The following is a 14840-nucleotide window of genomic DNA, read 5'->3' on the forward strand; positions in this document are numbered from 1 at the left end:
AGCCTAAAGCTGCTTTTTCTAGTTTATTATTACATTTCCCATCTTTTTTTAGGAATGCAGATGAGATCCGCGACTTTGCGCAACACGATTGGCCGCAAATCAAATTTGTTTTCCAGTACAACAGAATCCGCGGAATGGTGAACAATTTTAAATCGTGGTAGGTACTGACCTTGTTTATAGCACCCTGAAACTTTTTGTTTCCAGTTTTCTTTGGTATAAATGCCTTCTACAATCATACTGTCTTCCCGCACAACATAAACAGCTTTCGCGTATTCCGTCCATTTTCCATTTTTGTAACAGCTATCCGGCATTGTCTTCGTTTTAGCATGTACGTGCATAGTAGTGTACACTGAATCACAGGAAAAAGTAAATTCGTGTAGGGTATAATTGAGCATGCGATCCTGATGAGGAATACTATCTTGCACCCATGTACCGTGTAGATAAGAAGTTCCTTCTGTCTGCATTTCAGAATGACGTTGGCAACCAACTATACTAAAAAGCATACCTATTATGGAAAGTAGGTATGTTTTTAAAAAAAAATATTTATTAAGGTATTTGCCCACTAGACTATTTTCAAGGTGCCTACCATCTCTTCAGGTTTTACCCACTCATCAAATTCTTCGGCAGTTACATATCCTAAAGAGATCGCTGTTTCTTTCAGTGTACTGTTGTTTTTGTGCGCGGTTTGAGCGATTTCGGCAGCCTTATAGTATCCGATTTTTGTGTTTAATGCGGTCACTAACATCAATGAATTATCTACCAGTTCTTTGATGCGTGTATAATTAGGCTCAATACCTTGTGCACAGTGTTCGTCAAACGAAACACAGGCATCGCCAATTAAGCGCGCCGATTGTAAAAAGTTTGCCGCCATTAAAGGTTTGAATACATTAAGTTCGTAATGTCCTTGAGTACCGCCGATGGTGATCGCAACATCATTCCCCATTACTTGTGCCGCTACCATTGTAAGTGCTTCACATTGTGTAGGGTTTACTTTACCGGGCATAATAGAAGAGCCTGGTTCATTTTCAGGGATTAAAATTTCGCCGATACCCGAACGAGGTCCCGAAGCCAACATACGAATGTCATTTGCGATTTTATTTAAGGAAACTGCTAATTGTTTCAGGGCTCCGTGGGATTCCACGACTGCATCATGTGCTGCCAATGCTTCGAATTTGTTTTCAGCGGTTACGAACGGATGTCCGGTGAATTCCGCAATATATTTAGCGACGACGACATCATAACTATCAGGTGTATTTAATCCTGTTCCAACTGCCGTACCTCCTAAAGCTAATTCAGATAAATGTGCTAAGGTGTTTTTAACAGCTTTTAAACCATAATTTAATTGTGCAACATAACCGGATAGTTCTTGTCCTAAAGTCAACGGAGTAGCGTCCATCAAGTGTGTACGACCAATCTTTACGACATTCATAAACTCTTCTGATTTGCGTTTCAGGGTATCCCGTAATTTTTCAACCCCAGGAATCGTCACCTCAACTACAGCTTTGTAAGCTGCGATGTGCATGCCTGTAGGATACGTATCATTCGAGGATTGCGATTTGTTTACGTCATCATTTGCTTTCAGTACAGGTTCTCCTTCACCAATTTTACCGCCAGCCAATACCTGAGCACGGTTTGCAACGACTTCATTGACATTCATATTAGACTGTGTACCTGAACCTGTTTGCCAAATTACAAGAGGGAATTGATCGTCTAACTTTCCGGCTAATATTTCATCACAAACAGCAGCAATAGCATTGCGTTTCTCGACAGATAATACCCCCAACTCGTGATTAGCATACGCGGCGGCTTTTTTTAAGTATGCAAAACCTTCTATGATTTCTTTGGGCATAGAAGCCGAAGGGCCAATTTTAAAGTTGTTACGTGAACGTTCAGTTTGTGCTCCCCAGTATTTGTCTGCGGGCACTTGAACTTCGCCCATTGTGTCTTTTTCTATTCTGAATGACATATATGTTAAGTAAAAAGTTAAAAATAAACATGTAGTACAAAGTTACTGAATTCAAAATACAAACGTAAAGATTAGTGAATTATGTGCCTAATCGCCGAGAGAGATGTTCGTTGACATGGTGATACAGTTGTTTGGGATTCAAGGTGCGCCAGGGCATTTGATCAAATACCCCTCCAAAGTTTATATAGTAGTCAATATTATGTGTTCTAAATTCTTCAATCACATGTGCTCGAAAGTTAAGTCCTGCGATCCAGCCATCTTCTACATCTTGAAACCATTCTTCGTAGTATGAATCGTCCGAAGCATGAAAATTGAGTACATTTTCCCCGATGAGTATAAATTTGGTGATACCTTCACTTATCATGAGGTCTATGACTTCCCGTTTGAGGATCATGATATCGTTGTAAATGGTGTCATTCCATTCGCCGATTAATTCAATCACGGTATATCCGCGATCGTAATCCACGTAAATAACTTTTAAATAAAGGGTTTGTGATCCAAAATGATCCCATTGCGGGTGTAATAAGAAGTTGTAAATCTGTTTGTCGTATTCAAATTCATTATGAATCGTTCCGTAAAATGGGGAGCGCTCATCCTCAGATGAAATATAATCATGGCGCCAATTGTAATATGGTTCTAATTCGTGCACGTATCGTTTTTCGATTAAGGTTCTACTACTCCAAACTATGTAATCCTGTAAAATAATTTGGAACTCATTTTGTAGGATAAAGTTAATTATTCTTGCTGAAGAAATTAAAATAACTAATTACTTTTACAGTCTCATTTGTTTACATGCAAAAAGGTACTAGACGTAATATTTTCGTAGCAGCTACGTATGGAGCTACATTATTACTTGGGCTTATCTTGGGGCAAAATTATGCCGATCAACAAGGTAAGAACCCAAGTAGCTCTTTAGTACCTATTGGTTTTTCGGACAATTCGTATAAAATCCAACAGGTTTTAGATCTACTTTCCAATACCTATGTTGATAGTCTAAATCTGGACTCACTTCAGAATGGAGCTATCAATCACATCGTCTCGCATTTGGATCCTTATTCTAGTTATCTTTTAGCAAATGAGTCGCAAGCCCAAAGTGAAGCTTTGGAAGGTACATTTGAGGGGATTGGTCTGGAATATTTTAATCTAAATGATACCTTGTTGGTCGTTGGGCTCATTACAAATGGGCCGTCCGAAAAAGCGGGATTAAAGGTTGGTGATCGTATTATCACCATAGATTCTACGCAAGTTTCGGGCAGGAATATCGCGCAAAAGGTGGTTGATAGGTTGATACGTGGGAAGAAAGGCTCCGGTGTAAAACTCTATGTAGTTCGTGATAGTGTATTAATGCCTTCTCCGTATAAAGTTATAAGAGATCAGGTTAGTGTAAGTTCTATCGATGTGGCCTATCTCATCAAGCCGACTGTGGGCTATATTAAAGTGCGTCGATTTGGGTTGAAGACAGCTGAGGATTTTAGACAATCAATAACGGAGCTAAAAAAGCAGGGTGCTCAAAGTCTTATTCTCGATTTGCGGGATAATGGAGGTGGATACTTTCATATTGCTATTAGATTAGCCAGTGAGTTCTTTAACGAGCAGAAAGTATTAGTGTATACTAGGGGGGCACATGAAAATAAGAGGGAATATTTTTCGGACGGGAATGGGGTTTATACAGATGGTAAATTGGTTGTTCTCATCAATGAATATACTGCTTCAGCATCCGAAATTGTAGCAGGTGCCGTACAAGATTGGGATCGGGGGACTATCGTCGGAAGACGCTCTTACGGTAAGGGTATTGTGCAGGAACAATTTGATTTTTCAGATGGATCCCGGGTTAATTTGAGTATTTCAAGATACTATACACCCTTAGGCAGAAGTATTCAAAAGAAATATACAGCTAATTGGTCAAGTATGATCGATTATTCGAGTATGTATAATGGGCTGTGGATGCTGGACACTACTTTTGCGCACGCACAAATCTATAGAACGATGGCAGGTAGAGAACTATTTAGTGGAGGGGGGATCAGTCCGGATATTGAGATTTCCATTGACTCGAATGCTGTCAGTGTGTTGTATCAGCAGATTTCACAATCAAGTTACTTGGAACAATTTGTTTATGAGCGTTTTACAAAGAAGCTTCCGGCGTATTCTATTGAGAATTTTTTACAGGGGTATCACTTGCCTCAACAAGAATACATTGCTTTTTTGGCGTATTTAAAGGATAGGAATATCGTAATTGATGATCGAAAAGGGAAAGATTTATTGGAGCTTATCCAATCGGATATTGAAGCTATCGTCGGGAGATATTATTTTGGAAGAGAAGCGTATTTCAAAGTTAAGAATAGGTATGACAATTACGTCGAACAGGCCATTCGTATATTGATTGCTACTGACCCGGCTATAGATTAACATCTGCCCAAATGGGGTAATGATCCGAAAACCGCTCCTTCACAATACCGTAATTATCAATTTTGAATTTTTTGCCACATAGAATATAGTCTATTTGAAATATGGGGAGCATTGCGTAGTGTGTAACACCCCACCCGAAGCCTTTTTCCTGAAAGGCATTGTTCATGTTTTTACCTACTATATTTACACTATAGGACATTGGTGTGTCATTAAAATCTCCCATTACTATACTGGGATAGGGTGACGTATCAATATGCGCGCGAAGAGATTTTGCTTGATCACTTCTGTGGGTAAAGGCTTGCTTTAACTTTCTTCCTACACGCTTTGTTGTTTCCTCGTCTTTCACTTTTTGACCCGTCGGTTTCTGGATAAATTCTTTATCCTCATCCTGTAAGGCAAAGGAGCGTAAGTGTACGTTGTAAATCCGCAGGGTATCAATTTCGCGACGTATATCGACAAAGATAATACGGTTGATACCGTACTCATTTTGGAGTATGGTGCCGTGATTTATGATCGGATACTTGGAAAAAATGGCTTGGCCGTATCCTTCATGATCGTTTTTCGAAGCAGGTTCGAAATAATATCCCTCAAAATTACCTTCTTCTTTCAAAGTTTTTGTGAATTGTGTCTTTCCTTTTATTTTACTATAAAATTCCTGGAAACATACGATGTCCGGATTTACGGTATTTACCAGCTCGATAGCTTCAGTTTTGAAGGTCTCTTTATTGTTGTCTGTTGTTTGAAACAAGTGGACATTGAAGCTCATTACACGGAGATTACTGTCTGCTTTGAGAATAATCTTGTCGTTTTTGTTCTTGAAATTGATATGTTTGCTCATCAAATTCCATCCAATCAATATAGGGAGTAAGCTCAATAGCATATACCGTTGTTTCCGTACAAACCAGTAAATGACAAAGCCTAGATTAATGAGTAGAATGGGGAGATAACCCAAGCCAAAGAAGGCTATTGGCCAAAAAGACTGCGGATCGATATATGCTGCGGAATAACTCAATAGCAAGGCTATTACTGCTAATAAATTAGCGGTAAATATTGACTTGCTAAAAAAGCCAAGTTTTTGACGAAAAACTCTTCCTGCCGACATTATTGATCTTGCTTACTTGCTTTGAATAATATTTCTTTTTCGCGAGAAGTCAGACTTTCGTAGCCGCTCATTGAAATTTTGTCCAATATCTGGTCGATAGTCTCCTGGTTCGGTACATCCGAATATTCTTTCTTCTGCGAAAGTGCATTTGTATTTTCGTTCTTATAGACAATCTTTAAGTTACGCCGTGTCAACTTTTTGTGAAAAAACCTACTCCAATCATGGCCTTTTTTTAATTCGTACATAAACGCTAAACCGAATAAAATCATACCAAGATACGCTATCGCAACTGTTCGGTCGGAGATGGCGTACATTCCAAGCTGTAGACCAAGATAAATGATAGCTATGGTGCGGAGCCGTATATTGCCGATAATAAAAACCCGTATTTCGTATGTGGGTAATAGCAGTGCTGTAGCACTGATGAGAGCTGCTAGTCCGAGTGTATTGGTGTTCAGTTGGTTTTGAAGATTGTTTGCTAAAAAAGGCACATTCCCGAACAATAAATAGGAGAGACCACCCAGCACTAATCCTGAGATGAAAACATATAAAAATTGTCTTCTATTCAGGAAGTTTAAAAATATGTTTCCAAACCAATACAACCACAGGCAATCGAAAAGTATGTTGAATAAACCCTGATAAATAAAAGGATGTGTAATTAATGACCAGGGTTGTGATAAAAACTCAGCAAATGATACCGGAAGACTAAGTGTAGAAACGACATCATCATACAAATTGCTCGCAACGATGTCTGAAAAACTGAGTAGATCGACAACATGGATCAAGACAAATAATATAACTTGAATTGTAATGATATGTGGAATAGGAGAAGAGGTGGTATAGGTGTCTCTCCAAAAGGATTTTAAGACATTCTCTTTCATCTGCATATTGTTAGTTTTTTATATTCTCTTTCATATCTGTTAATGATAACCCCTTTTAATCCCCCAGATTTTGATTAGAAGAAAGCCAAACAACGCTCCGCTTACGTGAGCAAGATGTGCAATAGAAGAACCTGATTGGGAGAAACCTAAATATATTTCGATCAAAATTAGTCCGGGTACAAAATATTTTGCTTTAATAGGAACAGGAATAAAGAGTAATTGTAATTCTAAATTAGGGAACAGCATAGCAAAAGCGAGCAATAAACCATAGATAGCTCCCGAGGCACCAACCATAGGTACATTATAGATCGATACCAAAGTATTCATATCTACTTGAGACAGATGATTTAAAGAGGAACTGGGTACGTATCCTGAAAAATTTCCCTGACTATAATACACCAATTGGTCTTTGCCAAACGGAGTTCCTAGTATTTCGTTTACTTCCCAAGCCTGAACACCGTATTGTAATACTAGAGCGCCCAACCCACAGATGATGTAATAATTTAAAAATCTTTTGGAGCCGAACACTCTTTCAATAATTGGTCCGAACATAATAAGCGCAAACATATTAAAGAAGATGTGACCAATACCGCCGTGCATAAACATATAGGTGATAATCTGCCAAACTTGAAAAGATGGTGAATCGGGATAATAAACACCAAATAATTTATTCGCTGGTGTGAAAATCATTGATCCCACGAAACAGATAATATTTATAATAAGCAGGTTTTTTACAACCTGTGTTAAGTTTGAAAATAGGTTATTCATATATAAATTATAGTGTTCTATTGTATTTTATCAAATCTTTCCATAAGCTCCTGTAATGTATACGTAATTAACGTTGGTTTTCCATGAACAGATATATTTGGACTTTCACAGGCAAATAATTTATCAATCAAATCCGCCATAGACTCATTGTCGAGGACAGTTCCGCTTTTCAATGCTGCACTTTTTGCGAGGCTACGGGCTAGGTTTTCTCTTTTATTAAGCCTCAATTCAGATTTATTGTTTTTAAAATCTTCCAAAAGCTGTTCAATAATTTTGGCCTCATTTACATTATTGCCTAAATCTGCCGGAATTCCATCCACAATATACGTAGTTTTTCCGAAAGGTCTCAGTTGAAAGCCTAAGGTATGTAACTCCGGTAAGATATCCGTCATTAATTCGAAATCTCCAATGCTGAGTTCTACCGTCTGCGGAAATAGACTTTGTTGGCTAGATCCCTTGTTGTCGTCCAAGTGTTCTTTGTACTGCTCAAATAGGATACGTTCGTGTGCCGCTTGTTGATCAATCAACAGGAATCCCGAATGAATTTGAGAAACGATATAGCGGTTATGAATTTGGAAGAATTGCTTTCTGCTTTCTGGCTTCTGTATGTTCTTCTCCTCAGATTGGTCTTTGTCAAAAGGGTGAAGTGGGAGTTGTTCTGTAGATTCCTGTTCTGTTATCTGATAAAGTGTATCCCAATTCTGGGGAATGCCGGTTTTTTTTTCTAAGCCGGCAGCATAGCTGCTTGATCGCGAAGCTGTGGTAGGTTGATCCGATTCGAAGGGATTAAAATTCGGGTTAAAAGAAATAGTAGGCATTTGGATTTCGTCTAGCGGCTTCTGTGTGATGAAATTGCTGAAACTGGTTTCTTGATTGAAATCCAATGAAGGGGCAATATTATATCTTCCTAAAGATCTTTTTACTGCTGACCTCAAAATAGCATAGATTGCTTTCTCGTCTTCGTATTTAATTTCCGTTTTTGTGGGATGTACGTTAATGTCAATTTTTGAGGGATCAATCTCAATAAAAAGTACATATAAAGGATACGAGTCAGCTGGTAAGATTTCCTCATAAGCATTCATAATTGCATGATGCAGATAGGGGTCTTTGACGAATCTTTTGTTGACAAAGAAAAACTGTTCACCACGGGTTTTCTTTGCAAATTCGGGTTTTCCTACAAAACCACTTACATTAATTATAGTAGTTTCTTCCTCAACTGGAACGAGGCGCTGATTGTAATTGTTGCCGAAAAGATGGACGATCCGGTGTTTTAAGGTGCCGGCAGTTAGATGAAAAATTTCATTGCCATCACTGTGTAGACTAAAGAATATTTCGGGATGAGCTAGTGCAACGCGTTGGAATTCGTCGATAATGTGACGCATCTCAACGGAATTGCTTTTTAAAAAATTGCGTCGAGCAGGTATATTGTAAAATAAGTTCTTTACTGAAATACTTGTGCCGGTGGACAAAGATTCGGGATATTGGTCTACGACTTTGGAGCCTTCAATCTGTATAATTGTTCCGAGTTCATCTGCTTCGCGACGAGTTTTGAGCTCAACTTGTGAAATAGCGGCAATGGATGCCATAGCTTCACCACGAAATCCCATCGTACGGATGGCAAATAAATCTTCCGCTTTTCGAATTTTGCTTGTAGCATGTCGTTCAAAGCAGAGTCTAGCATCCGTTATGCTCATTCCGCATCCGTCGTCTATTACCTGAACCAAGGCTTTTCCTGCTTCTCTGACAATGAGTTTAATCCGGCCGGCCCCCGCATCAATTGCGTTTTCTATCAATTCTTTAACTGCGGAGGCAGGTCGCTGAACGACTTCTCCCGCGGCAATTTGATTGGCAACAGAATCTGGAAGTAATTGTATAATATCAGACATACAATTGCGAAGTTACGAAAAAAACCTTCATCTTATCTAAGTCCGATTGGCGCATTCGCGGATATCAATATCCGCGAATACGCTTATTTGAGGATATGTGTCCTATAACGTGATCTGTCTTTTTATACTTTCTTCTAGAGATATAATTGTTTCTGTACGTTGAATTCCTTTCAATCCCTGAATATCTTCGTTCAATACTTTACGTAGGTGTGCGGTATCACGGCATACTATTTTGGCAAACATGCTATATTGTCCTGTGCAATAATGTAATTCTACCACTTCTTTTACCTGTCGTAATTGCTCTACAGCATCGGAATACTGTGAGCCCTTCTCTAAATAGATGCCAAGAAAGGCAGTTATGTCAAATCCAACCTTTTGTGGGTTAATAATTAAGTTAGATCCGTGAATTATTCCTAATTCTTCCATCTTTTTCATGCGAACATGTATGGTTCCACCTGAAACTATGAGCTTTTTTGCTATTTCTGTATATGGAATTGATGCATCTTCCATTAAAATTGATAAAATTTGGACATCTAAATTGTCTAAATCGTAATTTGTATAGTTTTTTTCCATGAATATGGTCTTATTTTTATATAAAAAAATATAATTTTTAAAAATTATGAAAATAATACAAAATTAAAATATAAAATTTGTAAAAAAATCATTTGTTTATGTATATTTGTTTCATCACAATGGACGAAATGATAAATATTTTTAAAAATATCATGTTACTTCCTCAAAATAACATAGGTTTATAATTGGTTAGCGTCGAAGCTCTTCGCCCGGAGAGCTTCTTCTTTTTATTCCAATCATTCGCCTTGATTTGTCATTAAGATTTTTGCAAAAATAACAACAAAAATTGTGAAATGTTTTCTATTTTATTATAAAAAACGTTTTAAAATTGTAAATTTTTTACGATACGCTTGCATTTACCTTATCTCAACCGTTAATTAATTTGTATCTTTAACGTAGTTAATTCGCTGTGTTTTATGGAAGTCGAAGATGTAAAGATCTCTAGAAAGAAACCAATATATCCCGTAGCACCGGGGTTGTTTAAATATCTCAAGTTGTACCAGCGTGATGGGAAACTTCCTATGTCTTATTTTGATCTGTTGAATTTTCAAGAGACAATGCCCGTTGTAGATAAGTTTGGGAACGATACTTTTTGGGAAACCCCTCTTTACCCGCCCTATCTTCAAGATCAATTATACGATGGCTTAAAGATAATTTATGCGCAACTTAAAGCGTCAGGAAATACACGGATCGTTCAACATAAAATTATTGATCGTATAGAGTATTGTGCTTTTGGAAATACGCGGCCTTTTCGAATCCGAATTATAAATCGTTTGAATGACGTGTACGATTATTTTTACATTAAGCAGGCTGATGCGTCACGGATTTATGGATTGGAATTGGAGGAGATTCTGTCACCTAACCAGGTGAACTATATCTACGATCGGGATACGTTGGTAGAAGAGCATATTGTAGGTATACCTGGGGACCTATTTAGCAAGGGGAGGATGTATACACCTGATTATAACCAAACGCGTATTGCGAAAGAGTTTGTGAAATTTAACGAACGCTGTATTATTTCTTTGTTAGGGGATATGCGTGCTTATAATTTTGTTATGCAAATCACTCCTGATTTTGATGATTTCCAATTTCGAATCCGTGCAATCGATTTTGATCAGCAATTTTTTGAAGGGAATCCCAAGGTATATATGCCGCAATTCTTTAAAGAAAATTTCCCCTATGTAAAACTGTCTATGGAACATCTTACCGAAAAAACAGTATTGCAGTATCAGCAGGAAGAAAGATCTTCTATTGTACATCGGGTACGTAGCGAGCGTCATCGTATTAAAGATTTACGGGATGCTTCTAAAACACAGCAGTTGTCGACGGAAGAAAATATTAAGCAACTTAGAGAGGGGTATGCCGTATTCCATCAAAATGAAAATTACCATAAATGTAAAACGATGACAGATATTGTAGAACTGAATGTGAAGAACGTTATTCGTCAAGTTAAGCTTTAGCGTAAACGTTTTTCGTTATCTTTTACAAAGGCTTCCCATCCGGAGTATGATTTACCTTTAAAGACCGTTTTTTGTTGAAAGGAATGGCAAACTGCTACCGCCAGACCGTCTGTAGCATCTAGAAATTCGGGAGTTTCTTTAAATCCGAGAAGTGTTTGTAGCATGGCTGCGACCTGTTCTTTGCTGGCATTGCCATGTCCTGTCACTGATTGTTTGATTTTACGTGGGGAGTATTCGAAGATCGGAATGTCAAAATTCAAGGCGGCTGCCATAGCTACTCCCTGAGCTCGGCCCAATTTTAGCATGACCTGAATATTTTTACCATAAAAGGGTGCTTCTAAAGCGACACAGTCGGGTTTATATTGTTCGATCAGCGCAGTTGTTTTTTTGAAGATGCGCTGTAGTTTCAAACCATGGTCATCCAGATGGTTCATTTTAATCACGCCCAAAGTCTCTAGTGTAATTTTACTTCCCAGCTCTTTTATGATGCCGTAACCTAATACCGCCGTTCCCGGGTCGATGCCTAATATGATTCTTTCCTTCGCTTTCTCCATTTGCATGGTACAATATTACGTAAATAGATACGCTGTTTTAGAATATCTCCATCTAATTACATAAAATTTAGTAAAATTGTGCTTTGATTTGAAAAAGCGTTGACTAAAAGCCAGAAAAAATATCTCAATTACTGCATTAAGATTACCATCGTAGGATTGGCATTTTGGTTTATTTACAGTAAAGTTAATAACCAAAAGAACCTTTCTGAATTTCAAAATTTGCTCTCCGGAGTGGACACCGTGACCATGTATTGGACCATGGCTTCTATAATAGTCTTAATGCTGGTAAACTGGTTTTTGGAGGTAGGAAAATGGATCTTTTTAAGTCGAAGTATTGAGAAGCTAGGTTTTTGGAAGGCTACAAAGTCTGTCTTCTGTGGCTTGACTTGGGCAATCTTTACACCCAATCGAATTGGGGAATACGGTGGTCGTGTTCTATTGCTAAAGCCTGAAAATAGAGTTAGAGGTGCGGTAGCGATGGGGGTAGGTCTTTTTGGTCAGTTGGTGTTAACCAGTGTTTTTGGTGCGTTGAGTATCGCCTGGTTTGTTTCTACTTTTCTCGAGACACCGGTATCCGTTACTTTTGGAGTTTGGGTTATAGCGCTAATATATGCCCTGGCCTTCATCATCCTTTACTTTAATGTGCATTGGGTGGATTATATGGTGGGTAAAATTAAAGTATTGGATAAGGTAAAATCTTTCTTTTCTATATTGGAGGATTTTACAAAGGTGGAATTGTTGCAGGTGTTGCTAATTTCTGCTGCACGCTTTATTATTTTTACCTCGCAATACGTAATTCTTATGTTGGTTTTTTTGCCGGAATTACCTTTTGTTTCTATGGTATTGATGATTTTTATCCTTTTCTTTGTCCAATCTGCTGTCCCTTCTTTGGATATATTTGATTTTAGTGTCCGCAGTTTCGTAGCAAGTAATCTATACGGTTATATTACCACGCAGGAGATTGCCGTAATGGCGATCGTTTCTTGCATTTGGTTTGTCAATTTGATACTACCAGCTATTATTGGTTCTTTTTTTGTGTTGAATGTAAATTATTTAGGTGACAACAATTCTTAATTCTATATTAATCCTATTTGCGGGGATTTACATGTTATTGATTCTCTTCATGCGAAGGGGGTGGTCGGGTATCCCTTTTTTCTACTCGTCAAAAGATGTCGGTACACGGGTGTCAATTTTAATCGCAGCACGAAATGAAGAGCAAAATATCGCCCGTACGATTGACTGCTTATTGGCTCAGGACTTTCCAAAGTCACTTATCGAGATTATTGTTGTTGACGACCATTCAACCGATCGTACTTCCGCCATCGTGTCTTCGTATGCTGATTGGGGTGTACAGCTGATTCGTCTTAATGTGGGGGATACCCTGAATTCGTATAAAAAATATGCAATCAGTCAGGCGATTGAAAAGTCTCAAGGGGAGATCATCGTGACAACAGATGCAGATTGTAGAATGGGCCCGAATTGGTTGAAAACTATTGTGCAGTATTTTGAGGAACATCAATCGTATATGGTTTCTTCTCCGGTGATCTATTCTGAAGAGAAGAGTTTTTTTGAAGAACTACAGACATTGGAATTTCTATATCTGATTGGATTGGGAGCCGCGGGGATTGGGAATGGAATTCCTACTACGTGTAATGGAGCAAATCTGGCCTACCGCAGAGATGTGTTTTATGAAATGGGTGGTTTCAAAGGTATTGATGAGTTGGCTTCTGGAGATGATGAGCTTTTTTTGCATAAAGTAGCCGAAAAATATGCCGACAGGATCGGTTTTTGTAAATCTTTGGCAGCTGTCGTCTATACGGATGCCAAGCCTGATTTGAAGTCTTTTATCAGCCAACGTAAACGTTGGGCATCAAAAAGCACAAAATATAAGGATAAGAGAGTTGTCTTTCTAGGTATAGTTATTTGGTTTTTTAACTTGGCTTTAATCGCTTCCTTGTTCTATTTTCTCTTTCAATTACCGTATTGCAATTGGGTGTTGTTGACGGCTTTTGCGCTGAAGATAACGACGGAGTTTATATTTATGATCCCCCTTACAAGATTTGCAGATCGTACCTCATTGTTAAAATTCTTGCCTTTGCTCTCAATTATACACTCTTTTTACATTGTATATATCGGCCTTGCGGGAAATATCGGTAAATACGATTGGAAAGGTCGAAACGTAAATTAATCGTGCTCCCCTTTGAGTCGTATCGTATCTTCGGCTAACTTTACAATCTCTTCGGCATTTAGTCCGGCGGTCTGTAATGGCTCCAGGACTTCCCAGGATAATGGGGTAAACGGACGAAGTGGAAACATACCGTATTGCACCATTAAATAGGAGCCATTTATTACGATTGGGACTACTAAAGCATCCGGATTCTTCTTCAATAAGGTTGCAATTCCACCAACAGAGAATGTTTTCATCTTGCCTGTTTTAGTACGGGTTCCTTCTGGAAATATAAATGCAGACCATCTTTTTTGTTTTATATTATTAGCCAATCTTAGTATCTCGGTAATGGATTGCTTGGGGTCCTTGCGGTCAATATTAGCGGCACCACCGTATTTTAAGTTGAACGAGATACTTGGGATATTGGCGTGCACTAATTCTACTTTGGAAATGAATTTTCCATGAAATCTGCGTAAAAAGTAAATGAGTGGTGGAATATCAAATGTACTTTGATGGTTTGCAACAAAAATGATCGGTTGGCCGGTTGGCAGATTTTTATTGTCTTTAAACTTTACCGTGTTGAATAACGTATAATTACAGGCGACTAAAATGAAATTGAGGATATCGACACTTTTTTTATGTGCAGTGTATCCGCCAATCTTTAAGCATAACCATTGAATCGGATGAAATAATATTAGCGCCAGTGCGAAACAGGTGTAAAAAATAGGAGTTAAGAAGTAGCCTGCAAATTTTCTCATAATATGTTACAAAGTCGCAAACTTAGAAAAATTTATTAACTTTTTTAGCGAAGGTGCATAAATCAAATTGCGAGGCATCAAGAAAATTAGCTTTTGTGTTTTAGTTTTAGTAAGGGGTGCTGATGTAAATGAAGGTTTTTCTTAATCAGTTTTTGTCCCTCGCATTACCTATCCGTCGTTGCTACGACAGGGTCTTCTTTATTCCTTTGATGAATAATGAAGCAAACAAACCGAGCTTGCGAGTTCATCGAAGATAATCAAGGCTGTACCGGATTTGTTGTTCCGACGAGGCGATGATGCAGTGCGTAGCTCTTAGGTCTCC

The 14840-nt window shown here is 38.2% G+C and carries 14 protein-coding genes; 4 read left to right on the forward strand and 10 right to left on the reverse strand.

Translation table 11 applies throughout. The features are described 5' to 3' along the window. Positions 1-29: 29 nt before the first annotated feature. The 3 genes from E4F24_RS06265 to E4F24_RS06275 form a co-directional block, all read right to left on the reverse strand. Positions 30-503 carry a fumarate hydratase gene (locus E4F24_RS06265; protein ID WP_235891163.1) on the reverse strand — a complete coding sequence of 158 codons (474 nt, stop codon included), beginning with the start codon at positions 501-503 and terminating at the stop codon, positions 30-32. Between the two features lie 59 nt (positions 504-562). After that, positions 563-1966, reverse strand: coding sequence for a class II fumarate hydratase (gene fumC / locus E4F24_RS06270; protein ID WP_140937808.1), 1404 nt, complete (start codon positions 1964-1966; stop codon positions 563-565). Positions 1967-2045: 79 nt separating this feature from the next. Further along, positions 2046-2615, reverse strand: a complete 570-nt coding sequence (locus E4F24_RS06275; protein WP_140937809.1) for a hypothetical protein — start codon at positions 2613-2615, stop codon at positions 2046-2048. 143 nt (positions 2616-2758) lie between these two features. Here E4F24_RS06275 and E4F24_RS06280 point away from each other — a divergent pair, with 143 nt between their 5' ends. Then, positions 2759-4372 (forward strand): S41 family peptidase, encoded by a 1614-nt coding sequence (locus tag E4F24_RS06280; protein WP_140937810.1) that lies wholly within the window; start codon positions 2759-2761, stop codon positions 4370-4372. Here E4F24_RS06280 and E4F24_RS06285 read toward each other — a convergent pair. From E4F24_RS06285 to E4F24_RS06305, 5 genes are all read right to left on the reverse strand, one after another. Beyond that, positions 4362-5474 carry an endonuclease/exonuclease/phosphatase family protein gene (locus tag E4F24_RS06285; RefSeq protein WP_140937811.1) on the reverse strand — a complete coding sequence of 371 codons (1113 nt, stop codon included), beginning with the start codon at positions 5472-5474 and terminating at the stop codon, positions 4362-4364. The genes E4F24_RS06280 and E4F24_RS06285 overlap by 11 nt on opposite strands. Continuing rightward, positions 5474-6352, reverse strand: a complete 879-nt coding sequence (locus E4F24_RS06290; protein WP_140937812.1) for a rhomboid family intramembrane serine protease — start codon at positions 6350-6352, stop codon at positions 5474-5476. Before E4F24_RS06290 ends, E4F24_RS06285 begins: the two co-directional genes overlap by 1 nt. A gap of 39 nt (positions 6353-6391) precedes the next feature. Next, on the reverse strand, positions 6392-7120 hold the full coding sequence (locus tag E4F24_RS06295) for a rhomboid family intramembrane serine protease (RefSeq protein WP_140937813.1): 729 nt from the start codon (positions 7118-7120) through the stop codon (positions 6392-6394). 17 nt (positions 7121-7137) lie between these two features. Then, complete coding sequence (gene mutL / locus E4F24_RS06300) at positions 7138-9006, reverse strand: DNA mismatch repair endonuclease MutL (RefSeq protein WP_140937815.1); 1869 nt, start codon at positions 9004-9006, stop codon at positions 7138-7140. A gap of 102 nt (positions 9007-9108) precedes the next feature. Continuing rightward, positions 9109-9579: an Lrp/AsnC ligand binding domain-containing protein gene (locus E4F24_RS06305; protein ID WP_136821493.1), complete on the reverse strand. Its 471-nt coding sequence runs from the start codon at positions 9577-9579 to the stop codon at positions 9109-9111. A 416-nt stretch (positions 9580-9995) separates the two neighbouring features. Here E4F24_RS06305 and E4F24_RS06310 point away from each other — a divergent pair, with 416 nt between their 5' ends. Then, positions 9996-11039, forward strand: a complete 1044-nt coding sequence (locus E4F24_RS06310; RefSeq protein WP_140937817.1) for a hypothetical protein — start codon at positions 9996-9998, stop codon at positions 11037-11039. Here E4F24_RS06310 and ruvC read toward each other — a convergent pair. Then, on the reverse strand, positions 11036-11599 hold the full coding sequence (gene ruvC / locus E4F24_RS06315) for a crossover junction endodeoxyribonuclease RuvC (protein WP_140937819.1): 564 nt from the start codon (positions 11597-11599) through the stop codon (positions 11036-11038). The genes E4F24_RS06310 and ruvC overlap by 4 nt on opposite strands. A 93-nt stretch (positions 11600-11692) precedes the next feature. Here ruvC and E4F24_RS06320 point away from each other — a divergent pair, with 93 nt between their 5' ends. After that, complete coding sequence (locus E4F24_RS06320; protein WP_140937821.1) at positions 11693-12667, forward strand: lysylphosphatidylglycerol synthase domain-containing protein; 975 nt, start codon at positions 11693-11695, stop codon at positions 12665-12667. Beyond that, entirely contained in the window at positions 12651-13781 is a 1131-nt protein-coding gene (locus E4F24_RS06325; RefSeq protein WP_235891164.1) for a glycosyltransferase family 2 protein, read from the forward strand. Before E4F24_RS06320 ends, E4F24_RS06325 begins: the two co-directional genes overlap by 17 nt. Here E4F24_RS06325 and E4F24_RS06330 read toward each other — a convergent pair. Next, entirely contained in the window at positions 13778-14518 is a 741-nt protein-coding gene (locus E4F24_RS06330) for a lysophospholipid acyltransferase family protein (protein WP_140937823.1), read from the reverse strand. The two genes, E4F24_RS06325 and E4F24_RS06330, sit on opposite strands and share 4 nt — an antisense overlap. Positions 14519-14840 lie beyond the last annotated feature (322 nt).

Source organism: Sphingobacterium lumbrici (genome assembly GCF_006476045.1).
Taxonomy (GTDB): Bacteria; Bacteroidota; Bacteroidia; order Sphingobacteriales; family Sphingobacteriaceae; genus Sphingobacterium; species Sphingobacterium lumbrici.